Below are 25,297 nucleotides of genomic sequence, written 5' to 3' on the forward strand. Positions count from 1 at the left end.
ACTAATAGTATATTTGAGAAATATGACAAGTTTGTGACCTTGTCCTACACTTAATTTTGACGTGTCATAAAGCTGTCATATTGGCGTCATACACTGCGCAGCATTCAACCCACCCCCTGAAAAGGACCATTGATATGCGTATGAAACAGTTGTTGACCTCCTTCGTTGTTGGCGCTTCGGCGGCAATGGCGTTCTCGACCGCTTTCGCAGCGGACATGACCGGCGCAGGCGCAACTTTCCCTTATCCGATTTACGCCAAGTGGGCTGAAGCCTACAAGGCGGCCACCGGCAACGGCCTGAACTACCAGTCCGTCGGTTCCGGCGCAGGTATCAAGCAGATCAAAGCAAAAACCGTCGATTTCGGCGCTTCCGACATGCCGCTGAAAGCAGAAGACCTGGACGCCGACGGCCTGATGCAATTCCCAGCCATCATGGGTGGCGTGGTGACCGTAGTGAATCTGGATGGCATCGCACCAGGCCAGCTGAAACTGACCGGCCAGGTTGTTGGCGACATCTACCTGGGCAAGATCACCGAATGGAACCACGCGGCCATCGCCGCCCTGAACCCTGGTGTCAAGCTGCCCGCCGCTGAAATCACCGTGGTGCACCGTGCTGACGGCTCCGGCACCTCCTATCTGTTCACCGACTACCTGTCGAAAGTAAACCCTGAGTTCAAGACCAAGATCGGCGCTGGTACCGCCGTGAAGTGGGTGACCGGCGTGGGCGGCAAGGGCAATGACGGTGTGGCCGCCAACGTGCAGCGTATCAAGGGCGCTATCGGCTACGTGGAATGGGCCTACGCCAAGAAGAACAAGATCGCTCACACCCAGCTCAAAAACAAGGATGGCAACTTCCTGCAGCCTGACGACGACAACTTCAAGGCCGCTGCCGCCAATGCGGAATGGACCAAGACCCCAGGCTTCGGCATTGTCCTGACCGACCAGGCCGGCAAAACCTCCTGGCCAATCACCGGCGTGTCCTACATCCTGATGCACAAGCAGCAGGCCGATGCGAACAAGGGCAAGGAAGTGATCAAGTTCTTCGACTGGGCATTCAAGAACGGCGACGCCGCTGCTACCGAACTGGACTATGTGCCACTGCCGGATACCGTGGTGAAACTGGTTCAGGCTTCGTGGAAGGCTAACCTGAAAGATGCTTCGGGCAAGCCGCTGAACTGATCTTCTTTAAACCGGTAAAGCAGTGTCAGACCCGCAGGGTCTGACACTAGCCCTCGGCAGCCGCAGGGCGGGTGTCTGACCCTGGGGGTCTGACACCGGGTTACCGGTTTGACGAGGAGGCTAAGCGGGGCAGCTTCCAATAAGGCGGCCCCGGTTAGCTAACCAAAACATAAATCATGAGTGCAGAAATCACCTCGCCAGCTCCCCTCCAGTTATCGGAACCCGCCACCATGAGTGCCTCCGTAGCTGCCATGCAGTCCGTGGTGCGCAAGCAGCGCATCCAGGACTGGTTCTTCCACAAGATCACCATGGTATTCGCGCTGACCGTACTGTTTGTACTGGTCGGCATTATCATTTCCCTGATCAACGGCGCCTTGCCCGCCCTGAAAGAGTTCGGGCCCGGTTTCATCACCACGGTCGAATGGGACCCGGTCAATGACCAGTATGGCGCCGCGATCGCCATTGTCGGCACCCTGGCCAGTGCCGGCATCGCCTTGCTGATCGCCTTCCCGGTCAGCTTCGGCATCGCCCTGTTCCTGACCGAGGTTTGCCCGGTCTGGCTGCGCCGCCCGCTGGGCACCGCCATCGAACTGCTGGCCGGCGTGCCATCGATTATCTACGGTATGTGGGGCTTGTTCGTGTTCGCGCCGATGTTCAGCGAATACGTGCAGCCGCTGCTGAAATCCAGCCTGGGCGCCTTGCCCTGGATCGGTGTCCTGTTCAAGGGGCCGACCATGGGCATTGGCATCCTGACCGCCGGCCTGATCCTGGCCGTGATGATCATCCCGTTCATCGCCTCCGTGATGCGTGACGTATTCGAGATCGTGCCGGCCGTGCTGAAGGAATCGGCCTACGGCCTGGGCTGCACCCGCTGGGAAGTGGTGCGCAAGATCGTGCTGCCATATACCAAGACCGGTGTGGTCGGCGGTGTCATGCTGGGCCTGGGCCGCGCCCTGGGCGAAACCATGGCGGTCACCTTCGTGATCGGTAACGCGGCCAAGCTGCCCACTTCGCTGTTCTCGCCGGGCAGCTCGATCGCCTCGACCCTGGCCAACGAGTTTGCCGAAGCGTCCACGACGCTGCACGTGTCCTCGCTGTTCGCGCTGGGCCTGATCCTGTTCCTTATTACCTTTATCGTCCTGTCCGGCGCCAAGCTGATGTTGATGGGCCTGTCGCGCAAGGAGGGCGTCAAATGATCCAGACCAAAAACCCTGTTTACCGCAAACGCCTGTTCTTCCATCGTGTCGGCATGGCCCTGTCGGTGGGCGCCATGTCGCTCGGCCTGATCGCACTGCTGTGGATCCTGGCCACGCTGCTGATCAACGGCTTCTCGGCTCTCGACGTGCTGATCTTCACCGGCGACACGCCGGCGCCAGGCAGCGAAGGCGGCGGCCTGCGCAACGCCATCGTCGGTTCCCTGATGATGGTGGGCTTGTCGACCGCAGTCTCGACGCCGATCGGCATCCTGGCCGGCATCTACCTGGCCGAATACGGCGAGGAGAACAAAGTGGCGCAGGTCACCCGTTTCGTGACCGACATCATGCTGTCCGCGCCGTCGATCGTGATTGGCCTGTTCGTGTACGCCATGTACGTGGCCAAGGTGCAGCACTTCTCCGGCTACGCCGGCTCCATCGCCCTGTCGCTGATCGCGATCCCGGTGGTGGTGCGCACCACGGACAATATGCTGAAACTGGTGCCGAACTCGCTGCTGGAAGCGGCTTACGCCCTCGGTGCACCGCGCTGGAAAGTATCGGTGATGGTGCGCCTGCGCGCCGTCAAGGCCGGCGTGATGACCGGTGTGCTGCTGGCCGTGGCCCGCGTGGCAGGCGAGACCGCGCCGCTGCTGTTCACTGCACTGAATAACCAGTTCTTCAGCGCCGACATGAACCAGCCGCTGGCCAACCTGCCGGTGGTGATCTACCAGTTCGCCATGAGTCCATACGACAACTGGCGCGAGCTGGCATGGGGCGGCGCGCTGATCGTGACCTTCAGCGTCCTGGCACTGAACATCCTGTCGCGCACCGTGTTTGCGCAAAAAGCACCAAAATAACGAGTACAGATCATGACCCAAGCTAGCAAAATCATTGAAATCTCCGGCCTGAACTTCTACTACGGTAAGACGCGCAGCCTGCATAACGTCAACCTGGACATCCACGAGAAGAAGGTGACCGCCTTCATCGGCCCGTCCGGCTGCGGCAAATCGACCCTGCTGCGCACCCTGAACCGCATGTACGACCTGTACCCCGGCCAGCGCGCCGAAGGCGCCATCCGCTACCGCGGCCAGAACATCCTGGAATCGGGCCTGGACGTGAACATGCTGCGCGCCAAAGTGGGCATGGTGTTCCAGAAGCCGACGCCGTTCCCGATGTCGATCTATGACAATATCGCTTTCGGCGTGCGCCTGTATGAAGATCTGTCGAAAGGCGAGATGGACGAACGCGTCGAATGGGCGCTGAAGAAGGCCGCGCTGTGGGGCGAGGTGAAGGACAAGCTGGCCAAGAGCGGCCTGTCGCTGTCCGGTGGCCAGCAGCAGCGCCTGTGCATCGCACGCGGCGTGGCGGTGAAGCCAGACGTGCTGCTGCTGGACGAGCCGACTTCCGCGCTGGACCCGATTTCGACCTCCAAGATCGAGGAACTGATCTCCGAGCTGAAAGAGGACTACACGATCGCCATCGTGACCCACAATATGCAGCAGGCGGCGCGCTGCTCCGACTACACCGCCTATATGTACCTGGGCGAACTGGTGGAATTCGGCGAAACCGACCAGATTTTCATGAACCCTGTGCGTAAAGAGACCCAGGACTACATCACCGGCCGCTTTGGCTAACCAGAAGAAGAGAGAGAAGAGATTATGATGGGCGAACATTCCTCCAAGGCTTACGACACCGAACTCGAAGGCATCCGCTCCAAAGTGCTGCTGATGGGCGGCATGGTCGAGACCATGTTCCTCGATGCGATGACCTGTTTCCGCATCGGTAACGTGGAACGCGCCGAGCGCGTGGTGGCCGAAGACGCCAACGTCAACCAGCTGGAAGTGCAGCTGGACGACCAGTGCAGCCACCTGATCGTCAAACGCCAGCCGACCGCCAACGACCTGCGCACCGTGATGGCCACCCTGAAGGTGATCACCGACCTGGAACGCATCGGCGACGAAGCGGCCAAGATCGCGCGCATTGCCAAAGCCCTGCACGCACGCGGCGCCGTGACCCTGAACCACTACGAAATGGTGCGCACCATCGCCACCGCCACCAGCGACCTGCTGCACGATGCGCTGGACGCCTTCGCCCGCGGCGACGAAAAGCAGGCGCTCGAACTGATCGCACAGGATGCCGTGATCGACCACGAGTACCGCTCCATCATGCGCAACCTGATTACCTTCATGATGGAAGATCCGCGTACAATCTCGGCAGCGCTGGACACGATGTGGGTGGCCAAGGCCATCGAGCGCATCGGCGACCACGCCAAGAATATCGCCGAATACGTGATCTACGTGGTGGAAGGCAAGGACATCCGCCACTCCCACGGAGCGACCCAAGAAGCAAGCAAATAAATGGCATCCGACAAAACGACTGTACTGATTGTTGAAGATGAACCGGCGATCGTAGAGCTGGTAAGGTTCTCGCTGCGCGAAGCGGGCTGGAACTGCGTGGTGGCCCAATCCACGCAGGAGGCATGGGAAGTCATGCAGACCCGCACCCCGCAACTGGTGCTGCTGGACTGGATGCTGCCGGACCAGAGCGGGTTGCGCCTGCTGGCGCGCATCCGCGGCGACCGCCATTTCGCCAATGTGCCGGTGATCATGCTGACTGCCAAGAGCATGGAAGAGGACAAGCTGGCCGGTCTGAACGGCGGCGCGGACGACTACATCACCAAGCCGTTCTCGCCGCGCGAGCTGCTGGCCCGCGCCCGCGCCCTGCTGCGCCGCAAGAGTCCCGAGCTGGCAGAAACCCAGCTCAAGGCCGGCCCGGTGGTGCTGGACCCGGTCAGTTGCACGGTGTCGATGAACGATAACAAGATCGACATCGGCCATGCCGAATACAAGCTGCTCAAGTTCTTCATGGCCCACCCCGAGCGCGTGTTCTCGCGCAGCCAGCTGCTGGACAAGGTGTGGGGCGACCATGTGGTGATCGAAGAGCGCACCGTGGACGTCCATGTACTGCGCCTGCGCAAGGCGCTGAAGGATGCCGAGCACCTGATCAAGACGGTGCGCAGCGTGGGCTATATGCTGACCGAGAAACCATGAATCCAAGAGTAGTGTTCTGGGTGCCGGTAGGGATACGGCTGGGCTTCCTGCTTGCCGGGGCAGGCCTGATGTGGTGGTGGTTCGGCCTGGCGGCCGGGATTGTCACTGCCTTTGCCGGCGTGCTGGCCGCCGTCTTCATCCAGCTCAAATACCTTTACCAGCTCAGTGAATGGCTGGACAAGCCCGAATCGGGCCGCCTGCCGGACGGCTGGGGCGAGTGGACCAATATCTTCTCCCGCCTGTACCGCCTGCGCCGCGACGACGAAAAGAACCAGGCCGAACTGACCGAATGGCTGGCGCGCTTCCGCCAGGCCATGCACCTGCTGCCCGACGGCGTGGTGATCATGGACGACGTGCTGTTCCTCGAATGGTGCAACCCGGCGGCCGAAGAGCACCTGGGCTTGCAGCAGGCGCGCGATAAAGGCATGCGCGTGACCAACCTGGTGCGCAGCCCCGACTTCATGGACTACCTGATCCTGGGCCGCTACGACCAGCCGCTGACGCTGAATTTCCGCGGCCGCAAGCTGGTGGTGCACATCATCCCGTTCGAGAACCGGCGCCAGATCCTGGTCACGCACGACATCACCGAGACCCAGCGCGCCGAAATGATGCGCCGCGACTTCATCGCCAATGCATCGCACGAACTGCGTACGCCGCTGACCGTGATTGCCGGTTTCCTGGAAATCGCCGCCTCGATGGAGCTGGACCCCGAGACCCGCGCCGCCCACCTCAAGCTGATGACCGAGCAAAGCCACCGCATGCAGCACCTGATCGAGGACATGCTGACCCTGTCGCGCCTGGAATCGGTCGACCACCCGATGCGGCCGGAGCACGTGAACATTCCAGCGCTGCTGGAACAGGTGCTGCACGAAGCGCGCGCGCTGTCCGGCGGCAAGCACGAGATCACCCTGGAAGTGCATGGCGGCGATGTGATGGGCAATATGGACGAATTGCATAGCGCCTTCGGCAACCTGGCCTCGAACGCCGTGCGCTACACGCCGGCTGGCGGCGCGATCCGCCTGCGCTGGGAAGATACGCCGACCGGCGTGCAATTCCAGGTGCAGGACACCGGCATCGGCATCAACCCCGAGCATATTTCCCGCCTGACCGAGCGTTTCTACCGCGTCGACAAGAGCCGCTCGCGCGAAACCCAGGGTACGGGACTGGGCCTGGCCATCGTCAAGCACGTGCTGCTGCGCCACAGCGGCAAGCTGAATATCAGCTCGGAGCCGGGGCAGGGCAGCACCTTCACGGTCAGCCTGCCGAAGTCGCTGGTCTCCACTACCGTCGAGCCCGCGCAAGCCGCGTAAGCAAATGTCCACCTTGGGGTCAGGAACCAGAATGGACATTTTCGTGGGAAATGTCCACTTTTCTTCCTGACCCCGAGGTGGACATTTGCTGGCTTGAGGTAAAATCTGCTCGCCTAAAAAAACGAGCTGATTAACCACTACATGCACTTGAAACGTTTCGCTTTTGCCATCCTGGCCGCCGCAGCGCTTGCCGGGTGCCAGACTACCACCTCTACCGTTACTACCGACCTGCCGCCGCCGATCAATTCGAACGACGTGCCGCTGGTCTCCGTTGAGCCGCCATTGCCGCAGCCGCCGGTGCAAGCGCCTGCGCCCGTCCTGCGCAAGGTGAAGATCGGCCTTGCCCTTGGCGGTGGCGCCGCGCGCGGCTTCGCCCACATCGGCGTGATCAAGGCCCTGGAGGCGCAGGGCATCGTGCCGGATATCGTGGTCGGCACCAGTGCCGGTTCCGTGGTGGGCGCCCTGTATGCGGCCGGCAATGACGCCAAGACCCTGCAGAAAATGGCCATCGACCTGGATGAATCGGCCATTTCCGACTGGGCACTGCCGCTGTTCGGCAAGTCGTCCGGCGTGCTGAAAGGCGAGGCCCTGCAGTCCTTCGTCAACAAGGCGGTGGGCAATCGCGTCATCGAAAAACTGAAAATGCCGTTTGGCGCCGTGGCATCGGACCTGAAGACCGGCCAGCCTATCCTGTTCCAGCGCGGGAATACCGGCATGGCGGTGCGCGCCAGTTCGGCCGTGCCGGGCGTATTCCAGCCGGTGAAGATCGGCGACCATACCTACGTCGATGGCGGCCTGGTGGCGCCGGTGCCGGTGCGCTTTGCGCGTGAAATGGGCGCGGAATTCATCATTGCAGTGAATATTTCGACCCAGGCCGAGGCGCAGGCGACCAATTCTTCGCTGGAGGTCATCATGCAGACCTTCTCCATCATGGGCCAGCGCATCAACCAGCTCGAACTGCGCGATGCCGATATCGTGATCCAGCCGCCGCTGGGCAAGATGGGTTCCGCCGAATTCACCAACCGCTCGGGCGCCATGCTGGCGGGCGAGCGTGCAACCTTGGCCGTCATGGCGCAACTGAAGCAGAAGCTGAAGGCGCGCCGCGAAACCCCGGCCCCATAATTATCAGGAAACGAGAGAATGATCACCAAGCCAGTGCTGTCCCTGGACGACATCAAAAAAATCGCCGCAGCCGCCGAAGCGGAAGCCGTCAAGAATAACTGGGCAGTCACCATTGCCATCGTCGACGACGGCGGCCACCTGCTGTGGCTGCAGCGCCTGGATGGCGCGGCGCCGCTGTCCTCGCATATCGCCCCTGCCAAGGCGCGCCTGTCGGCCCTGGGCCGCCGCGAGACCAAGATTTACGAAGACATGATCAATGGCGGCCGCACTTCCTTCGTCGGCGTGCCGATGGTGGAAGCGCCGCTGGAAGGCGGCGTCAATATCGTAGTCGATGGCCATACCATCGGCGCGGTGGGCGTGTCGGGCGTGAAGTCCAGCGAAGATGCACAAATCGCCAAGGCGGGCATTGCCGCATTGGCTTAAGTCTTGCAATTGAGGCAATGTATTCCTAGAATACAGGCAAGGGGGAGTTATGAGACTGCCGGTTACCTTGCTGTTTTGCCCAATCATCCTGACGGTGCCGCTGCACGCTGAAGAGCTGCAGCTGTCGGTCATCTCGCGCAGCACGACCCATGCCGACCTGTGGAAAGCGGCGGAAGCCGCTTTCCAGCGCGCCGGCATCAACGCGGTGGTGCGCGAGGTATCGCCTGAACGCTCCGCCGTGCTGGCCAATGAGGGCAAGACCGACGGCGATGTCGGGCGCTCATCCGGCCTCGAAAAAACCTTTCCCAACCTGATCCAGGTACCTGAACCGGTCTACCAGTACGCCCCGACGGCGTTCGCATACCAGCGCTTCGACGTGACGGCCGGCTGGGAATCCCTGCGCTCGCACACGGTCTGTATCCGGCGCGGCCTGCGCCAGACCGAGCAGCGCACCAGGGACCTGGCACGCCAGGTGCTCGCCGACGAGGCGACCATGCTGCGTATGCTTGCCGCCGGCGGCTGCGATGTCGCGGTCATGGAGCGCAATAATGCGCTGGCGCGTGCCGCCATGACTGCGGAACCGCCGCTGCAGCGCCTGTTGCCGCCGATGGAAATCATGCCCCTGTATATCTACCTGCACAAGAGCCATGCGGCGCTGGTGCCCAAAGTCTCGGCGGCACTGAAGCAGATGCGGGCCGACGGCACCATGCAAAAGCTGCTCGGCGAAGGGGAGTAGCCCATGAAAGTCCTGGCCACCCTGCTGTGCGCGCTGGTTTCGGCGCCGCTGCGAGGCCAGGACTTACAGCTCTTCGTCATCCCGGATACGCCGGCCCATATCGAGGCCTGGAAAACCGTCGAAGCAGCCGCGCGCCGCGCCGGCGTGCGCGTCCAGGTGCGGGCATTGTCATCTGAGCGCGGCATGGTGCTTGCCAACGAAGGGAAACTGGACGGCGCCATCGGGCGCACCATGCTGGCGGCGCGCAGCTATTCCCACCTGGTGGCGGTGCCGGAACCGGTTTATCTGTACGCGCCGACCGCTTACTCCTATAAGAAGATTGATGTATCGCGCGGCTGGAAGTCGCTGCGGGGCCATACGCTGTGCATGCGGCGCGGCTACAACTTTACCGAGGAGCGCACCGCCGGCCTGCCGCGGCAGCGCCTGGATAACGATGCCTCCCTGTTGCGCATGCTGAAGGCGGGCGGTTGCGATATCGCGGTCATGGGGCGCAGCAACAAGGAAGTGCTGGCGATGCAAGAGCACGATCCGGACCTGCTGCAGTTGCTGCCGCCGCTCGAAGAAGTGCCGCTTTACCTGTTCCTGCACAAGCGCCATGCGGCCCTGGTGCCGCGCCTGTCCACAGCCCTGAAACAGGTAAAACGAGAATAGGGCGGGCTTGCCGGCGGAGGAACTTTGGGTTATAATTCAAAGGTTTAGCCAATTACCATTCGACCGTAGCGCCTACCTCACACATCCATCATCATCTGACCCGCGAGCCCGGCATTGCGCCCGTCCGCCCGTGGGTTGTCTGAGTGGCGTCGCTACGGTAACTTAATCAGGAGTTGCCCTTGCCGCCATTTTTTTCTGGCCCAGCCGTTCCAGCCATCCTGGCACTAGCCGACGGAACAATCTTTAAAGGTATTTCCATTGGCGCTGCCGGTCATACGACGGGCGAAGTCGTTTTCAATACCTCCATGACGGGTTATCAGGAAATCCTGACCGATCCATCGTATTCCCGCCAGATCGTCACCCTGACTTACCCCCACATCGGCAACTACGGTATCAATGCCGAAGACGTCGAAGCTTCCAAAGTCCACGCCGCAGGCCTGATCATCCGCGACCTGCCGCTGATCCATTCGAATTTCCGCTCCAGCCAATCGCTGACCGACTACCTGAAGGCCGAGAACATCGTCGCCATCGCCGGTATCGACACCCGCAAGCTGACCCGCGTGCTGCGCGAGAAGGGCGCCCAGGCCGGCGCCATCGTGACCGGCGTGCAGGGCAACGAGCCGTCCGTGCAGCAGGCACTGGAACTGGCGCGCAGCTTCCCTGGCCTGGCCGGCATGGACCTGGCAAAAGTCGTCACTGTGCCGGAAGTGTACGAGTGGACTGAAACCGAATGGGAACTGGGCAAAGGCTATGGCAAGGTAGCCGACCCTAAGTTCCACGTGGTGGCCTACGACTTCGGCGTCAAGCGCAACATCCTGCGCATGCTGGCCTCGCGCGGCTGCAAGGTGACCGTGGTGCCGGCGCAGACTTCCGCCGCCTACGTGCTGTCGCTGAACCCGGACGGCGTGTTCCTGTCCAACGGTCCTGGCGATCCTGAGCCATGCGATTACGCAATCGAAGCGACCAAAGTCTTCATGGAGAAGAAGATCCCGGTGTTCGGCATCTGCCTGGGCCACCAGATCATGGCACTGGCTTCCGGCGCCAAGACCCTGAAGATGAAGTTCGGCCACCATGGAGCCAACCACCCGGTGCAGGACCTGGACAGCAAGAAGGTGATGATCACCTCGCAGAACCACGGTTTCGCCGTGGATGCGGACACGCTGCCGGCCAACTGCCGCGTGACCCACGTGTCGCTGTTCGACGGCTCGCTGCAAGGCTTCGCCCGCACCGACGTGCCGGCCTTCTGCTTCCAGGGCCACCCAGAAGCCTCGCCTGGCCCGACCGACGTCGCCTACCTGTTTGACCGCTTCATCAACATGATGAATGCCGCGGAGAAGAAATAAATGCCAAAACGTTCTGACATTAAAAGCATCCTGATTATTGGCGCCGGCCCGATCATCATCGGCCAGGCCTGCGAATTCGACTACTCCGGCGCGCAAGCCTGCAAGGCCCTGCGCGAAGAGGGCTACAAGGTCATCCTGGTGAACTCCAACCCGGCGACCATCATGACCGACCCGGAAATGGCCGACGTGACCTACATCGAGCCGATCACCTGGCAGGTTGTTGAGCGCATCATCGACAAGGAACGTCCTGACGCGATCCTGCCGACCATGGGCGGCCAGACTGCACTGAACTGCGCGCTGGACCTGCACCGCAACGGCGTGCTGGACAAGTACAAGGTCGAACTGATCGGCGCCACCCCGGAAGCCATCGACAAGGCCGAAGACCGCGCCAAGTTCAAGGACGCGATGACCAAGATCGGCCTCGGTTCCGCACGTTCCGGCATCGCCCACTCGATGGACGAAGCCTGGGCAGTGCAGAAGGAAGTCGGCTTCCCGACCATCATCCGTCCTTCGTTCACCATGGGCGGCAGCGGCGGCGGCATCGCTTACAACGAAGAAGAATTCGAAGCGATCTGCAAACGCGGCCTGGAAGCGTCGCCAACCAATGAGCTGCTGATCGAAGAATCGCTGCTGGGCTGGAAAGAGTACGAGATGGAAGTGGTGCGCGACAAGGCGGACAACTGCATCATCGTGTGCTCGATCGAAAACCTGGACCCGATGGGCGTGCACACCGGCGACTCGATCACCGTCGCTCCGGCGCAGACCCTGACCGACAAGGAATACCAGATCATGCGCAATGCCTCGCTGGCAGTGCTGCGCGAGATCGGCGTGGATACCGGCGGCTCCAACGTGCAGTTCTCGATCAACCCGAAAGACGGCCGCATGATCGTCATCGAGATGAACCCGCGCGTGTCCCGTTCCTCGGCACTGGCATCGAAAGCCACCGGCTTCCCGATCGCCAAGGTGGCCGCGAAACTGGCGGTGGGCTTCACCCTGGACGAACTGCGCAACGAAATCACCGGCGGTGCCACGCCGGCCTCGTTCGAGCCTTCGATCGACTACGTCGTGACCAAGGTGCCGCGCTTCGCCTTCGAAAAATTCCCGGTTGCCGACGATCGCCTGACCACCCAGATGAAATCCGTGGGCGAAGTGATGGCCATCGGCCGCACCTTCCAGGAATCGTTCCAGAAAGCTCTGCGCGGCCTGGAAGTGGGCGTGGATGGCCTGAACCAGAAAACCACCGACCGCGAAAAGCTGGAAGTGGAACTGGGGGAGCCTGGTCCTGAGCGTATCTGGTACGTGGGCGATGCATTCGCCCAGGGCTTCACCCTGGAAGAAGTGCACAACCTGACCAAGATCGACCTGTGGTTCCTGGTGCAGATCAAGGAGATCGTCGACCTGGAACTGTGGCTGGATACCCAGAAGCTGGAAAACCTGGACAAGACCACCCTGTACAAGCTGAAACAGAAGGGCTTCTCCGACCGCCGCCTGGCTTACCTGCTGCAGACCACCGACACCGAAGTGCGCAACAAGCGCCGTGCATTGGGCATCCGCCCGGTGTACAAGCGGGTCGACACCTGCGCGGCCGAGTTCTCGACCGACACCGCCTATATGTACTCGACCTACGACGAGGAGTGCGAGTCCAACCCGACCGACAAGAAGAAGATCATGGTGCTGGGCGGTGGCCCGAACCGTATCGGCCAGGGTATCGAGTTCGACTACTGCTGCGTGCACGCGGCGCTGGCGATGCGCGACGACGGCTACGAGACCATCATGGTCAACTGCAACCCTGAGACCGTATCGACCGACTACGATACCTCCGACCGCCTGTACTTCGAGCCGCTGACGCTGGAAGACGTGCTGGAAATCGTGGACCTGGAAAAACCGTATGGCGTGATCGTGCAGTACGGCGGCCAGACCCCGCTGAAGCTGGCGCTGGACCTGGAAGCCAACGGCGTGCCGATCGTCGGCACCTCGCCTGACATGATCGACGCTGCGGAAGACCGCGAGCGCTTCCAGAAGCTGCTGCAGGACCTGGGTCTGCGCCAGCCGCCTAACCGCACCGCACGCACCGAAGAAGAAGCGCTGGCGCTGGCGCAGGAAATCGGCTACCCGCTGGTGGTGCGTCCTTCCTACGTTCTGGGCGGCCGTGCGATGGAAATCGTGCACGAGCAGCGCGACCTGGAGCGCTACATGCGCGAAGCGGTCAAGGTGTCGAACGACTCGCCGGTGCTGCTGGACCGCTTCCTGAACGACGCCATCGAGTGCGACGTCGACTGCATCTCCGACGGCGACACCACCTTCATCGGCGGCGTGATGGAACACATCGAGCAAGCCGGCGTGCACTCGGGCGACTCGGCCTGCTCGCTGCCGCCTTACTCGCTGTCGCAGGAAACCATCGATGAACTGAAGCGCCAGACTTCGCTGATGGCCAAGGGCCTGAACGTGGTCGGCCTGATGAACGTGCAGTTCGCGATCCAGAAGCAGGACGGCAAAGACGTTGTGTTCGTGCTGGAAGTGAACCCGCGCGCATCGCGTACCGTGCCTTACGTGTCCAAGGCCACCGGCCTGCAGCTGGCCAAGATCGCGGCACGCTGCATGGTCGGCCAGAAGCTGGCGGAGCAGGGCATCACCAAGGAAGTCGTGCCGCCTTACTACAGCGTCAAGGAAGCCGTGTTCCCGTTCGTAAAGTTCCCTGGCGTGGACACCATCCTCGGCCCGGAGATGAAATCGACCGGTGAGGTGATGGGCGTTGGCAGCACCTTTGCCGAAGCCTTCGTGAAGTCCCAGCTGGGCGCAGGCGTCAAGCTGCCGACTTCGGGCAAGGTGTTCCTGTCGGTGAAAGCCTCCGACAAGCCGCGCGCCGTGAAAGTGGCGAAAGACCTGGTTGACGCCGGCTTCACCCTGTGCGCCACCAAGGGCACTGCTGCCGTGATCGAGGCGGCCGGCATTCCTGTCACCCCGGTGAACAAGAAGTCGGAGGGGCGCCCGCACGTGGTCGACATGATCAAGAACCACGAAATCGCCCTGGTGATCAACACCGTGGAGGAGAAGCGTACCGCGATCAACGACTCGCGTAGCATCCGTACCTCGTCGCTGGCAGCCCGCGTGACCACCTATACCACCATCGCCGGTGCCGAAGCGGCCGTGGCCGGTATCCGCCACCTGGACGAATTGCGTGTGTACGATTTACAAGGGCTGCATAAGTCTTTAAACTAAGCCCACACAGTAGTACGCTTGACAATATAACCACAGAGCCCGCGCTGAAGCATGGCGCGGGCTCTGTGCTTTTTAGCAATTTGACCAGAGACTGACATGAATACCGTTCCACTGACTAAATTCGGCGCCGAACTCCTGAAAGAAGAGCTGCACCAGCTCAAGACCAAGGAGCGCCGCATTGTCATCGATGCCATCGCCGAAGCGCGTTCGCACGGTGATTTGTCCGAAAACGCAGAATACGATGCCGCCAAGGAGCGCCAGGCCTTCGTCGAAGGCCGTATCGCGGAGCTGGAAGGCAAGCTGAGTTCGGCCCAGATCGTCGATCCGGCCACCCTGGATGCGGAAGGCCGCGTAGTGTTCGCCTCCACCGTGGACCTGGAAGACCTGGAATCGGGCCAGAAGGTCAGCTACCAGATCGTCGGCACCGATGAAGCCGACCTGAAAATGGCCAAGGTATCCGTCACCTCGCCAATCGCCCGCGCCCTGATCGGCAAATATGCCGGCGACGTGGTGGAAGTGCAGGCCCCGTCCGGCCCACGCGAGTACGAAATTCTCGAAGTGCGCTACGTTTAATGCTGCTGGCTAAGGTACGCCTGCTGGTGGCCGCCCTGTGGGCCGGCAGCCTGTGGGCGGTCGGCTACCTGGTGGCGCCGACCCTGTTTGCGTCGCTGGACCGTGTGCTGGCCGGATCGATCGCGGGCCTGATGTTCCATGCCGAAGCCATGCTGTCGCTGGGCTGCGGGGCTGCCATGGGCGTGCTGCTGTTCTTTGGCACCCGCGACTGGACGCCAAAGCGCCGCCGCTCGGTGCTGCTGATCGTGGTGGGGATGGTGATGTGCACGGTGGTGAGCCATTTCGGCATCCAGCCGATGATGGCTGCCGCGAAAGCTTCGGCTGACGGCAGCTTTGGCAAGCTGCATGGGATTTCGAGCACCATCTACCTGGTGCAGAGCGTGCTGGCGGGCTGGCTGCTCTGGAAGCAATAGACCGGTCACCCGGTGTCTGACCCGCAGGGTCAGACACCCGACACGCGGCGGCCGCCTATGAGTGTCAGACCCTGCGGGTCTGACACTGGTTTACCGGTTCAGGCAGCCGACTTCTTGGTGCCGACTTTCTTCTTGACGCGCTTGATAGTACCGCCGGCGGTAACGCGCTCGTTCCCCTTCAGCAGGACCTTGCTTACGGATGGCTTCTTGGTGCCGGAAGCGCTTGGCTTGACGATGGTGACCATGCGCATGCCCTTGCCGGCCTTGCCGGTGGAGGCTTTCTCGGCTTCCACGCGAGGGCGGTACAGCACCAGCAGCTTGCCGATGTGTTGAACGGGTGCTGCGCCAGTCTTCTCGCAGATGGTTTCGTACATTTCGATGCGGGCTTCGCGGTCATCGCCGAAAACGCGCACCTTGATCAAGCCGTGGGAGTCCAGGCCCAGCTCGATCTCCTTCATCACGGAAGGGGTCAGGCCGGATTCGCCGACCATGACGATTGGTTTCAGGCCATGGGCTTCAGCACGCAGGACACTGCGTTCGGCAGGGGTAAGGTTCAGCATAGTTATTTTTGGATAGGTTCTCTTAAAGGCAGTATTCTACGCTAATGGCTAAGAACAAATTAAACAAAAACTGGTTGCACGACCATATTAACGATCCGTATGTGAAGGCCGCCCAGCGCGACGGCTACCGTGCCCGGGCAGCCTATAAGCTGAAAGAGATCGACGAAGATGCCAAGTTGATCAAGCCCGGCCAGGTGATCGTGGACCTGGGTTGCACGCCCGGCTCCTGGGGCCAGTACACCCGGCGCAAGCTGTCGGGCAAGGAGGGCGGGGGCATCAACGGCACCATGATCGGCCTGGACATCCTGCCAATGGAGCCGATCGCCGACATGCATTTCATCCAGGGTGATTTCCGCGAACAGGAAATCCTCGACCAGCTGGCCGAAGTGCTGCAAGGCCGTAAGGCGGACCTTGTGCTGTCCGATATGGCACCCAATTTGTCCGGTATTGCCGTGGCCGATGCTGCCCGCATGGAAGATCTTATCGATATCGCCATCGATTTCAGCCAGCACCATATGAAACCAGGCGGCGCTTTATTGGTGAAGTGCTTCAAGGACCTGGGATTCAGCCAGATCGTCGAGAAATTCCGGCGCGAATTCAAGACCGTGGTGCAGAAAAAGCCGAAGGCCAGCCGCGATAAATCGTCCGAAATCTTCTTATTGGGCCGGGGATTGAAGAATCCGGTCGAATAATTGGCATTTTGACCCTTGAATTAGCAGGGAAATCCCTCATATCCTGCGCAGGAGCGCCACACAATGGATGCACCTTTGGCCGGTTTGTAGCACGGCCCGGGTTTAACGAGTAAAATCGAATTTCTGCTACAGGTAACTGGTGCGCTTTCGCATCCAAGGAGTTTTCGTGAATAACATGTTTTCCAAATCGGCTATCTGGGTCGTTGTAGCCTTGCTGTTATTTATGCTGTTTAAGCAATTTGACAGCCACAGCATCGCTGGCGGCGCGAAGCCTATCGCTTATTCCGATCTGCTGGATGAGGTCAAAGCGAAGCGCGTTAAAGATGTCCTGATTGAAGGGCAGACCATTACTGCCACCCGTGTTGACGATTCCAAAGTCCGTACCACCTCGACCTTCCTCGACCGCGGCCTGATCGGCGACCTGCGCGACAATGGCGTGCGCTTCGACGTGAAGCCGCCTGAAGAGCCAGGCATCCTGCAACAGGTCTTCGTGTCCTGGTTCCCGATGCTGCTGCTGATTGGCGTATGGGTATTCTTCATGCGCCAGATGCAGGGCGGCGGCAAGGGCGGCGCGTTCTCCTTCGGTAAATCGAAGGCGCGCATGCTGGACGAAACCAATAACACCGTGACCTTCGCCGACGTGGCAGGTTGCGACGAAGCCAAAGAGGAAGTGACCGAGATCGTCGACTTCCTGAAAGATCCGACCAAGTTCCAGAAACTGGGCGGCCGTATTCCCCGCGGCGTGCTGATGGTCGGTCCTCCAGGTACCGGTAAAACCCTGCTGGCGCGTGCCATTGCGGGTGAAGCAAAGGTGCCGTTCTTCTCGATTTCCGGTTCGGACTTCGTTGAAATGTTCGTCGGCGTGGGTGCATCCCGTGTGCGCGACATGTTCGAGAATGCCAAGAAGCATTCGCCTTGCATCATCTTCATCGACGAGATCGACGCCGTTGGCCGCCATCGTGGCGCCGGCATGGGCGGCGGTAACGACGAGCGCGAACAGACCCTGAACCAGCTGCTGGTTGAGATGGACGGCTTCGAGGCTTCGTCCGGCGTGATCGTGATTGCTGCCACCAACCGTGCCGACGTGCTGGACAAGGCGCTGCTGCGTCCTGGCCGTTTCGACCGCCAGGTGTCCGTGGGCCTGCCGGATATCCGCGGCCGCGAACAGATCCTGAACGTGCACATGCGCAAAGTGCCGATCAGCACCGACGTGAAGGCCGACATCCTGGCCCGCGGTACCCCGGGCTTCTCCGGCGCCGACCTGGCCAACCTGGTCAACGAAGCAGCCCTGTTTGCCGCACGCCGCAACAAGCGCCTGGTCGACATGAGCGACTTTGAAGACGCGAAAGACAAGATCTACATGGGCCCGGAACGCAAGTCCATGGTGATCCGCGAAGAGGAGCGGCGCAACACCGCTTACCACGAGTCCGGCCATGCTGTGGTCGCCAAGCTGCTGCCGAAGGCTGACCCGGTCCACAAAGTGACCATCATGCCGCGCGGTTGGGCACTGGGCCTGACCTGGCAGCTGCCGGAGCACGACAATATTTCGGGCTATAAGGACAAGATGCTGGAAGAGATTTCCATCCTGTTCGGCGGCCGTATCGCGGAAGAGATCTTTGTCGGTCAGATGTCGACCGGCGCCTCCAACGACTTCGCCCGTGCTACCAAGCTGGCCCGCGCCATGGTCACCAAGTACGGCATGTCCGATGCGCTGGGCGTGATGGTGTACGAAGACAGCCAGAACGACGGCTGGCTGGGCGGCGCCAACAAGACCATCTCGGAAGCGACCCAGCAGAAGGTGGATGCGGAAATCCGCACCATCCTGGATACCCAGTACGCCCTGGCGCGCAAGCTGCTGGAAGAGAACCGCGACAAGGTTGAAGTGATGACCAAAGCACTGCTGGAATGGGAAACCATCGATGCAGACCAGGTGAACGACATCATGGCCGGCCAGGAGCCGCGCCCACCGAAGGCAGGCGTTTCCATCCGCAAGCAGCCGGGCAATGACGGCTCAGGTTCCAACCCGAACCCGAACGCTACCGCACCAGCCTGATCAAAACCGGCAAACCTGGGTCTGACCCATAGGGTCAGGCCCAGTCATATCAGCCGCTGTTGGTGAGGGGCTAGGCCTTTGACCTTCGTCGAGAGTTCCAAAGCCCATACCCCAGCCACCAGCCGCCGCACACTGGGGGTCTGACCCAGCGGGTCAGACCCCGCCTTACCGGTTTAAGATCACAGAACCCCATGCCCCAACACAAGTTCGGCCGCTTCAATTTCCCCACCAGCCGCGCGCTGGTGATGGGCATCCTCAACGCCACCCCCGATTCCTTCAGTGACGGCGGCCAATTCGCCAGCCTCGACTACGCAATCACCCACGCCGAGCAGATGATCCGCGATGGCGTCGACATCATCGACATCGGCGGCGAGAGCAGCCGCCCCGGCGCCCCGGCCGTCCCGCTGGGCGAAGAATTGCGCCGCGTCATGCCCCTGATCTTTGCCTTGCGCGACTGTGGCAAGGCGATCAGCGTCGACACCTGTAAGCCGGAGGTCATGCGCGAAGCGGTACTGGCCGGGGTCGACATGATCAACGATATAAACGGTTTCCGCGCGCCCGGCGCCATTGAAGCCGTCAAGGACAGCGATTGTGCGTTGTGTGTAATGCACATGCTTGACAATCCGACAACAATGCAGGCCAACCCCGAGTACAATGATGTTGTGCGTGAAGTCACGGATTTCCTGGCTGAGCGCATTGCCGTCCTGACGGCGGCAGGCATCGACAAGGAACGCCTGTGGATCGATCCGGGCTTTGGTTTTGGTAAAACAGTCGAGCACAATTACGCACTGCTGAAGGCGGGCAGGCAGATGGTTGCCGAACTGGGCGTGCCGCTGCTGGCCGGCCTGTCGCGCAAGTCGATGATCGGCGCCATCACCGGCAAGCCTGTCGAGCAGCGCCTGGCCGGCAGTATCGGGGGAGCGCTGGCAGCAGTAGCGCAAGGTGCCCAGATCGTCAGGGTGCATGATGTAGCAGAGACCGTCGACGCACTACGCGTGTGGCAGGCGGCGCATTAGAAAAGGAAGAAAACACAATATGGCACGCAAATATTTCGGTACTGATGGCGTACGTGGCCTGGTGGGCCAGGCTCCGATCACCCCCGACTTCGTCATGCGCCTCGGCTATGCCGCAGGCAAGGTGCTGGCCAAGACCGCCGCGACGGGTACTTCCCGCCCAGCCGTCCTGATCGGCAAGGACACCCGTATTTCCGGCTACATGCTGGAAGCCGCGCTGGAAGCGGGCTTCTCGGCAGCCGGCGTGGACGTCAAGCTGGCCGGTCCGATGCCGACCCCGGCCATCGCCTACCTGACGCGCGCGCTGCGCCTGCAGGCCGGCGTAGTGATCTCCGCATCGCACAACCCGTTCCAGGACAATGGCATCAAGTTCTTCTCCGACCAGGGCACCAAGCTGCCCGACGCGGTCGAGCTCGACATTGAAGCGATGCTGGACCAGCCGATGGACTGCGTATCGCCGGAAAAGCTGGGCCGCGCCCGCCGCCTGGACGACGCCCAGGGCCGCTACATCGAATTCTGCAAGAGCACCTTCCCGTATGAGCTGGACCTGCGCGGCCTGAAAGTCGTAGTCGATTGCGCCCATGGCGCCGCCTACAACATTGCTCCGCATGTATTCCATGAACTGGGCGCGGAAGTAGTCGCCATCGGCAACAAGCCGGACGGCCTGAACATCAACGACGGCGTTGGCGCCACCGCGCCGAAAGCCATGGCTGCCGCCGTGCTCGAGCACAAGGCCGACCTCGGCATCGCGCTGGACGGTGACGCAGACCGCCTGATCATGTGCGACGCGACCGGCCGCCTGTATAACGGCGACGAGCTGCTGTATGTGATGGTGATGGACCGCGTAGCCAATGGCGGTGTGGCCGGCGCCGTCGGAACCTTGATGACCAATATGGCGGTCGAGGTGGCGCTGAAACAGAAGGGCATCGGCTTCGCCCGCGCCAAGGTGGGCGACCGCTACGTGCTGGAAGTGATGCAGGAAAAAGGCTGGATCCTGGGCGGCGAGGGCAGTGGCCACCTGTTGGCGCTGGACAAGCACAGCACCGGCGACGGCATCATTTCCGCGCTGCAGGTACTGTCCGCGCTCAAGCGCAGCGGCAAGACCCTCGCTGAGATCGCCGGCGAAGTCACGCTGTTCCCGCAAACCCTGATCAACGTGCGCGTGCCAGCCGGTTTCGACTGGCAGAAAAATGCCGCCATGGTCGCGGAAAAAGAGAAGGTGGAAGCCGAACTGGGCGACACCGGCCGCGTGCTGATCCGCGCTTCCGGTACCGAGCCGCTGATCCGCGTCATGGTCGAAGCGCGTGACGCCGACAAAGCCCAGAGCATGGCGCGCCGCATCGCCGATAAAGTCGAAACGGCGCTGGCAGCATAAAGTTGCCCGCGTGACATTGACGGATAATGCCTCGCCGGGGTATTATTCGTTCATCGGAGTGTAGCGCAGCCCGGTAGCGCACCTGCTTTGGGAGCAGGGGGTCCAAGGTTCGAATCCTTGTACTCCGACCAGGAAATTCTCGAGCGGGTTGTCTTTGGACAACCCGCTTTTCATTTGCGGCATGGCTTATCATTGCATCGCCCGCGACTCTGCCCTTAGCTCAGTTGGATAGAGCATCGGCCTTCTAAGCCGAGGGTCGCAGGTTCGATTCCTGCAGGGCAGGCCAATTACTTCAAGGACTTAAGATGCTTCTTGGTCCTTTTTTTGTATCTGAAGCTTTCGGGTCGGCCGTGCGCGGCCACAGCAGAGTTTCCAGGTGGCCCCTTGTCAAAGGATGACGCAGTGGCCACTTGGACTTGCTTTGATAAGTTCAGCCATAGCGACGACGGAACAGTGCCAACGACACCAGGCCAATTGCCAGCAGTAGCAGGCTGCCTGGCGCTGGAACTTCTGCAGTTTCCTCCGGCATTGCGGTCACGCTGCTGCCCAGGTTTAATTGGATGTTCTTTCGCACGATGAACGTGCCGCCCAGTTTTGAGTCCTGGTTGAAGTGCAAAGTGCTGTCCGCGCCGGAAGCGAACAAGGTGCCGAACCATTCGCCCCATGCACCCTGTGTCCAGTTGCCCTTGGTTTCTGTGTAGATATCGTTGGCGCTGCCGTTCAGCATTTCGAAATCGAACTTCGAGTCAATGTTGACGTTGCCGTCGATAAATAGGTTAATCGCGCCGCCGGATAGGTCGAAGATGAATCTGCTCTCGGCGCCGACTGTCAGCGAGTCAAAGTAGTACGAGCCTGCGCTCAGCTTCAGGGTCGAGCCGTACTCGAGATTGACCTTGCCGTACTGACCTGTCGCCATTTCTCCAGTAGCGCCAGATTTAAGGCCATACGCATTGCTGCCAGCCTTGAAATCGGTGGCGGGCGGCAAGGCATTCAGCGACGGTGAATTCGTCTTGACGGCAACGTTGCCGGTCACATTGGCCTGGTATTTCACCTCAACCATGTTGCCGGCAGTCGCATTTCCTTTGACCTGGGATTTCTGCTCAAGAGTGATGTTGCCGCCAGCAGCCAGGTTGCCGCTTACCTGCGACTCATATTTAGCGTGAATGTTGCCTTTAGCGCCAACGTTACCAACGACGTTGCTGCCTTGTTCCAGATTGATGTTGCCACCTGCGAGAAGAGTAAATGGTGTGGCATTGGCAAAGGTCGGGGATGCAAGGAGGGCGGCGGCGAGGAGCTTGAAGTTCATAAATGATATCTAAAATTTGCTACTGGCAATTAAGGATTTCCATAAGCAAGTTCTAGGCCATGTAGTTATAAATCTTTGATTAATAAAGAATGTAACGGCCCCGTGCATCCGCAACGGGTGCTGGATGTAAAGTTTATCGACATTAAAAAACTAATAAAGATTGACTTTGTTGCAACCCCACTTAAGACGTATGGTGTCGAAATTTTTTACATGTGCCCGCCCGGAATATCCCACGTCCTCAGCAGATCATTGTTTTCAAACAAAATTTCCATATTGGCATGAGAATTGCTTAAAAATAATTTGTGATGTCCTCACGTAAATTTAATTAAGAAAGTGAAAATGAAACTGCTGAAGAAACTGTCCCTGGCTACCGCCCTGTCGATTTCCCTGATGGCTGGCGCTTCCGCGAATGTGATCCAAACCACGACCCCGGTGTCGATGGATTCCAACGGAGGCTGGAAGGTGCAACAGATGTCCAGCATCACGCTGGCACACGGCACCAATGAGATCTTCGGACTGACCAGCTCGATGAACATTAAAGACCAGGGCTGGGGCGGCCAGGATCCGGCGGGCAACCATGTTCTGATCGGCCTGTTCTCGGACGGTGTCAATTTGTTCAACGTGCACGTTGCAGGCGGCTTGCATAGCTGGACGACCCAGGCTTTTGACATCGCGAAAGATGGCAACGCGCTGAAAAACCTCAACCTCAAGCTGGACTCGATTGACTGGACCTTGAACCCTATCGTCAAGTTGCAGATGTTCGCGTCGCCAATCGGTTATCCGGGCTGGCAGTTGCATGTGACGAATGCGACCTTCACCGTCGATTCGGCCAAGGTTCCTGAGCCTGCTTCCTTAATGCTGCTTGGACTGGGCCTTGCTGGCCTGGCAGTAGCGCGCCGTCGCAAAGCCTGATTGCTGGCATTCTTGCCAAGGGCCGGGTTCTGCATTGCGCAGGGCGCGGCCCTTTTCAATTGAAGCTACAGATCCAGCAGTGATTGCTGCTGCGGTTCGGACGCTTTTTTCCTGGCCGGTGGGCGTGGGTCTGCCCATGCCTGCATCAGGTCGTGGGGATAAGGGTTAAGAAAGGCGCGGGCAAACTCGGGATCGCGGCAGGACAGCCAGTCGCGATAGGCTTCCGGTGGTACCACAACCAAGGTGCGCTTTTCGTCGTCGGGTTTGTGGAAACGCTTCAGCAAGGGGTGTTCGTCGGCGTTGATGGTTAGCTGGGTGAATGAATGCCTGATGCCGCCGTCTGCTTCTTCCCAACTGCGCCACATGCCGGCCACGGCGAAGGGGCGTCTATCTGCCATGCTGATCTGCCAGCGCACGGCTTTGCCTGACTCGTAATTCGGTTCGTAAAATCCTGTCATCGGAACCAGGCAAAGCTGGCTTGCGCGCCAGTATTTGCTGTAGGAACGTAGTTGGCCGATGGTTTCGCTGCGGGCATTCATGGTGGTGAGCGATGGCATTGCCGCTGGCGCATGGCGGCGCGGCACAAAACCGAAGGAGGCAACGACGCATTCGGGCTGGCCGTCGAGGCCAAGGCGGATGATGGGGGCGTCGTAGTCCTTCCAGGTCTCGTCGGGCCATTCCATGCCGGCGATGTTGGACAGGTCAATGTCCATCATTTCCTGCAGCAGGTCGCGCGAAGTGGGGCGGTAATTGGTACACATGGGGGCTATGCTAACCCGATTGTGCTTGCTAAACTACTGTATATGCATACAGTTACACGAAAGCCGCTAACTGCCGCTCAGCTACGTGAAATCTGGCTGCGAAACCAGAATGACGACATGCTGGCCGTGCTGTGGGAGATCAAGCGCCTGCGCAGGCTGGTGGTACGGGCGAGTCATTTGCACTGGACGTTTCGCGAGGAACTCAAGGGAGAGCCGTGCCTGGAGGAGGACCGGCCATTTGCCACGGCAAGGGAATTGCGGCGGCGGGCCAATGCAATCAGGAATGCGGACTGATATCATTCCTGCATGAAAAATCTACTCCTGGTGGGAGCGACCGGCCTTGTCGGCCGCGTGGTATTGAAGCTGGCGCTGGCCTCGCCGGAGGTGGCGCAAGTCATTGCGCCTGTGCGCCGGAGGCTGGAGCCGCACCCTAAGCTGGTGGCGCCGATCGTTGACTTTGACCGCTTGCCGGCGCTGGAACCCTGGTGGCAGGCCGATGCTGTGATCTGCACCTTGGGTACGACCATCAAGGTGGCGGGCTCGCAGGAGGCCTTCCGCAAGGTGGACTATAGTTATCCGATGGCCGTGGCGCGGCTGGCGCGCCAGCATGGCACGCCTGCATTCGTGCTGAATTCAGCACTGGGCGCTGACGCCGGATCGAGCGTTTTCTATAACCGGGTGAAGGGCGAGGTGGAGCATGGGGTACGCTCGCTGGGATTCGAATCGCTGGTGATTGCGCGGCCTGGCTTGATTGGCGGCCTACGTGACGAATTCCGTCTGGGCGAAAAAATCCTGGTGCCGATCCTGTCGGCGCTGGCGCCGGTGCTGCCGCGCGCATGGCGCATCAATCCGGCCGGGCACATTGCGCGCGCCATGTTTGACGCTGCAATGCACCCTCAGCCGGGGGAGCACATCATTACTTCGGACAGGATGGCCTGAGGCCTATTCTTCCAGCAGGCTGCGCAGCATCCACGCGGTTTTTTCGTGCACGTCGAGGCGCTGGGTCAGCAGGTCGGCGGTCGGCTGGTCGTTCGCTTCGTCCACTACCGGCAGCAGGGAACGGGCAGTGCGTGCGGTCGCTTCCTGCGCTGTGACGAGGTGGCGCACCATGTCCATCGCCTTTGGTACGCCGGACACTTCCTTGACGGTGCTCAGCTTGCCGAACTCGGCATACGTGCCCGGAGCGGGGTAGCCCAGTGCGCGGATGCGTTCTGCAATCAGGTCCAGCGCGGTCCACTGCTCGGTGTATTGTGTCATGAACATCTGGTGCAGGGAATTGAACATGGGACCCTTCACGTTCCAGTGGAAGTTGTGGGTCATCAGGTAAAGCGAGTAGCTGTCGGCCAGCAGGCGGGACAGGCCATCGGCAATGCGTGCGCGGCTGTCGTCGGACAGGCCAATATCAATCTTCATT

At 60.6% G+C, this 25,297-nt stretch carries 26 protein-coding genes and 2 tRNA genes; 24 read left to right on the plus strand and 4 right to left on the minus strand.

What is annotated here, in order from left to right:
* Positions 1-134: 134 nt before the first annotated feature.
* The 15 genes from pstS (at position 135) to ACWBU6_RS12365 (ending at position 15,211) form a co-directional block, all read left to right on the plus strand.
* Positions 135-1,178, plus strand: a complete 1,044-nt coding sequence (gene pstS / locus ACWBU6_RS12295; RefSeq protein WP_452649068.1) for a phosphate ABC transporter substrate-binding protein PstS — start codon at positions 135-137, stop codon at positions 1,176-1,178.
* Positions 1,179-1,408: 230 nt separating this feature from the next.
* Positions 1,409-2,374 (plus strand): phosphate ABC transporter permease subunit PstC, encoded by a 966-nt coding sequence (gene pstC, locus ACWBU6_RS12300; protein ID WP_452649069.1) that lies wholly within the window; start codon positions 1,409-1,411, stop codon positions 2,372-2,374.
* Complete coding sequence (gene pstA / locus ACWBU6_RS12305; protein WP_452649070.1) at positions 2,371-3,228, plus strand: phosphate ABC transporter permease PstA; 858 nt, start codon at positions 2,371-2,373, stop codon at positions 3,226-3,228. The genes pstC and pstA overlap by 4 nt, the downstream gene beginning before the upstream one ends.
* Before the next feature lie 12 nt (positions 3,229-3,240).
* Positions 3,241-4,005, plus strand: a complete 765-nt coding sequence (pstB, locus tag ACWBU6_RS12310) for a phosphate ABC transporter ATP-binding protein PstB (RefSeq protein ID WP_452649071.1) — start codon at positions 3,241-3,243, stop codon at positions 4,003-4,005.
* A 24-nt stretch (positions 4,006-4,029) separates the two neighbouring features.
* Positions 4,030-4,728: a phosphate signaling complex protein PhoU gene (gene phoU, locus ACWBU6_RS12315; RefSeq protein WP_452649072.1), complete on the plus strand. Its 699-nt coding sequence runs from the start codon at positions 4,030-4,032 to the stop codon at positions 4,726-4,728.
* Entirely contained in the window at positions 4,729-5,421 is a 693-nt protein-coding gene (phoB, locus tag ACWBU6_RS12320; RefSeq protein ID WP_452649073.1) for a phosphate regulon transcriptional regulator PhoB, read from the plus strand.
* Positions 5,418-6,731, plus strand: a complete 1,314-nt coding sequence (gene phoR / locus ACWBU6_RS12325) for a phosphate regulon sensor histidine kinase PhoR (protein ID WP_452649074.1) — start codon at positions 5,418-5,420, stop codon at positions 6,729-6,731. The genes phoB and phoR overlap by 4 nt, the downstream gene beginning before the upstream one ends.
* A gap of 141 nt (positions 6,732-6,872) precedes the next feature.
* Positions 6,873-7,853 carry a patatin-like phospholipase family protein gene (locus ACWBU6_RS12330; RefSeq protein WP_452649075.1) on the plus strand — a complete coding sequence of 327 codons (981 nt, stop codon included), beginning with the start codon at positions 6,873-6,875 and terminating at the stop codon, positions 7,851-7,853.
* Between the two features lie 18 nt (positions 7,854-7,871).
* Positions 7,872-8,276: a heme-binding protein gene (locus ACWBU6_RS12335; protein ID WP_452649076.1), complete on the plus strand. Its 405-nt coding sequence runs from the start codon at positions 7,872-7,874 to the stop codon at positions 8,274-8,276.
* Positions 8,277-8,325: 49 nt separating this feature from the next.
* The gene (locus tag ACWBU6_RS12340) at positions 8,326-9,012 is read left to right on the plus strand and encodes a substrate-binding periplasmic protein (RefSeq protein WP_452649077.1); all 687 of its coding nucleotides are present in this window, start codon (positions 8,326-8,328) and stop codon (positions 9,010-9,012) included.
* Between the two features lie 3 nt (positions 9,013-9,015).
* On the plus strand, positions 9,016-9,663 hold the full coding sequence (locus ACWBU6_RS12345; protein WP_452649078.1) for a substrate-binding periplasmic protein: 648 nt from the start codon (positions 9,016-9,018) through the stop codon (positions 9,661-9,663).
* Positions 9,664-9,842: 179 nt separating this feature from the next.
* Positions 9,843-11,006, plus strand: a complete 1,164-nt coding sequence (gene carA, locus ACWBU6_RS12350; protein ID WP_452649079.1) for a glutamine-hydrolyzing carbamoyl-phosphate synthase small subunit — start codon at positions 9,843-9,845, stop codon at positions 11,004-11,006.
* A complete protein-coding gene (gene carB, locus ACWBU6_RS12355) occupies positions 11,007-14,225 on the plus strand; it encodes a carbamoyl-phosphate synthase large subunit (RefSeq protein ID WP_452649080.1) in 3,219 nt (1,072 codons plus the stop codon). It begins immediately after the preceding gene.
* A gap of 96 nt (positions 14,226-14,321) precedes the next feature.
* Positions 14,322-14,798 carry a transcription elongation factor GreA gene (gene greA / locus ACWBU6_RS12360; RefSeq protein ID WP_452649081.1) on the plus strand — a complete coding sequence of 159 codons (477 nt, stop codon included), beginning with the start codon at positions 14,322-14,324 and terminating at the stop codon, positions 14,796-14,798.
* Complete coding sequence (locus ACWBU6_RS12365) at positions 14,798-15,211, plus strand: DUF4149 domain-containing protein (protein WP_452649082.1); 414 nt, start codon at positions 14,798-14,800, stop codon at positions 15,209-15,211. The genes greA and ACWBU6_RS12365 overlap by 1 nt, the downstream gene beginning before the upstream one ends.
* Before the next feature lie 98 nt (positions 15,212-15,309).
* Here ACWBU6_RS12365 and yhbY read toward each other — a convergent pair whose 3' ends face one another.
* Entirely contained in the window at positions 15,310-15,771 is a 462-nt protein-coding gene (gene yhbY / locus ACWBU6_RS12370) for a ribosome assembly RNA-binding protein YhbY (RefSeq protein ID WP_452649083.1), read from the minus strand.
* Between the two features lie 44 nt (positions 15,772-15,815).
* On the opposite strand from yhbY, the gene ACWBU6_RS12375 reads away from it, so the two are divergent.
* The 6 genes from ACWBU6_RS12375 to ACWBU6_RS12400 all read left to right on the plus strand — a co-directional run bounded on the left by ACWBU6_RS12375 (position 15,816) and on the right by ACWBU6_RS12400 (position 21,190).
* On the plus strand, positions 15,816-16,463 hold the full coding sequence (locus ACWBU6_RS12375) for an RlmE family RNA methyltransferase (protein WP_452649084.1): 648 nt from the start codon (positions 15,816-15,818) through the stop codon (positions 16,461-16,463).
* 166 nt (positions 16,464-16,629) lie between these two features.
* Positions 16,630-18,516: an ATP-dependent zinc metalloprotease FtsH gene (gene ftsH, locus ACWBU6_RS12380; protein WP_452649085.1), complete on the plus strand. Its 1,887-nt coding sequence runs from the start codon at positions 16,630-16,632 to the stop codon at positions 18,514-18,516.
* Between the two features lie 191 nt (positions 18,517-18,707).
* The gene (gene folP / locus ACWBU6_RS12385) at positions 18,708-19,532 is read left to right on the plus strand and encodes a dihydropteroate synthase (protein ID WP_452649086.1); all 825 of its coding nucleotides are present in this window, start codon (positions 18,708-18,710) and stop codon (positions 19,530-19,532) included.
* Between the two features lie 19 nt (positions 19,533-19,551).
* The gene (glmM, locus tag ACWBU6_RS12390; RefSeq protein ID WP_452649087.1) at positions 19,552-20,904 is read left to right on the plus strand and encodes a phosphoglucosamine mutase; all 1,353 of its coding nucleotides are present in this window, start codon (positions 19,552-19,554) and stop codon (positions 20,902-20,904) included.
* A 54-nt stretch (positions 20,905-20,958) separates the two neighbouring features.
* Positions 20,959-21,035 (plus strand) — tRNA-Pro (locus tag ACWBU6_RS12395).
* A 78-nt stretch (positions 21,036-21,113) separates the two neighbouring features.
* Positions 21,114-21,190 (plus strand) — tRNA-Arg (locus ACWBU6_RS12400).
* 144 nt (positions 21,191-21,334) lie between these two features.
* Here ACWBU6_RS12400 and ACWBU6_RS12405 read toward each other — a convergent pair.
* The gene (locus ACWBU6_RS12405) at positions 21,335-22,210 is read right to left on the minus strand and encodes a DUF7305 domain-containing protein (RefSeq protein WP_452649088.1); all 876 of its coding nucleotides are present in this window, start codon (positions 22,208-22,210) and stop codon (positions 21,335-21,337) included.
* Between the two features lie 339 nt (positions 22,211-22,549).
* Between ACWBU6_RS12405 and ACWBU6_RS12410 the strand changes: the two genes are divergently transcribed.
* On the plus strand, positions 22,550-23,122 hold the full coding sequence (locus ACWBU6_RS12410) for a PEP-CTERM sorting domain-containing protein (protein WP_452649089.1): 573 nt from the start codon (positions 22,550-22,552) through the stop codon (positions 23,120-23,122).
* A gap of 65 nt (positions 23,123-23,187) precedes the next feature.
* Here the strand turns inward: ACWBU6_RS12410 and ACWBU6_RS12415 are convergent, their stop codons facing one another.
* Positions 23,188-23,883, minus strand: coding sequence for an SOS response-associated peptidase (locus ACWBU6_RS12415; RefSeq protein ID WP_452649090.1), 696 nt, complete (start codon positions 23,881-23,883; stop codon positions 23,188-23,190).
* Between the two features lie 117 nt (positions 23,884-24,000).
* On the opposite strand from ACWBU6_RS12415, the gene ACWBU6_RS12420 reads away from it, so the two are divergent.
* The gene (locus ACWBU6_RS12420) at positions 24,001-24,177 is read left to right on the plus strand and encodes a hypothetical protein (protein ID WP_452649091.1); all 177 of its coding nucleotides are present in this window, start codon (positions 24,001-24,003) and stop codon (positions 24,175-24,177) included.
* Positions 24,178-24,189: 12 nt separating this feature from the next.
* Positions 24,190-24,822 carry an NAD-dependent dehydratase gene (locus ACWBU6_RS12425; RefSeq protein WP_452649092.1) on the plus strand — a complete coding sequence of 211 codons (633 nt, stop codon included), beginning with the start codon at positions 24,190-24,192 and terminating at the stop codon, positions 24,820-24,822.
* Between the two features lie 3 nt (positions 24,823-24,825).
* Here the strand turns inward: ACWBU6_RS12425 and ACWBU6_RS12430 are convergent, their stop codons facing one another.
* Complete coding sequence (locus ACWBU6_RS12430; RefSeq protein WP_452649093.1) at positions 24,826-25,296, minus strand: Dps family protein; 471 nt, start codon at positions 25,294-25,296, stop codon at positions 24,826-24,828.
* Between the last annotated feature and the right edge of the window lies 1 nt (position 25,297).

It is taken from the genome of Pseudoduganella sp. HUAS MS19 (assembly GCF_053615455.1).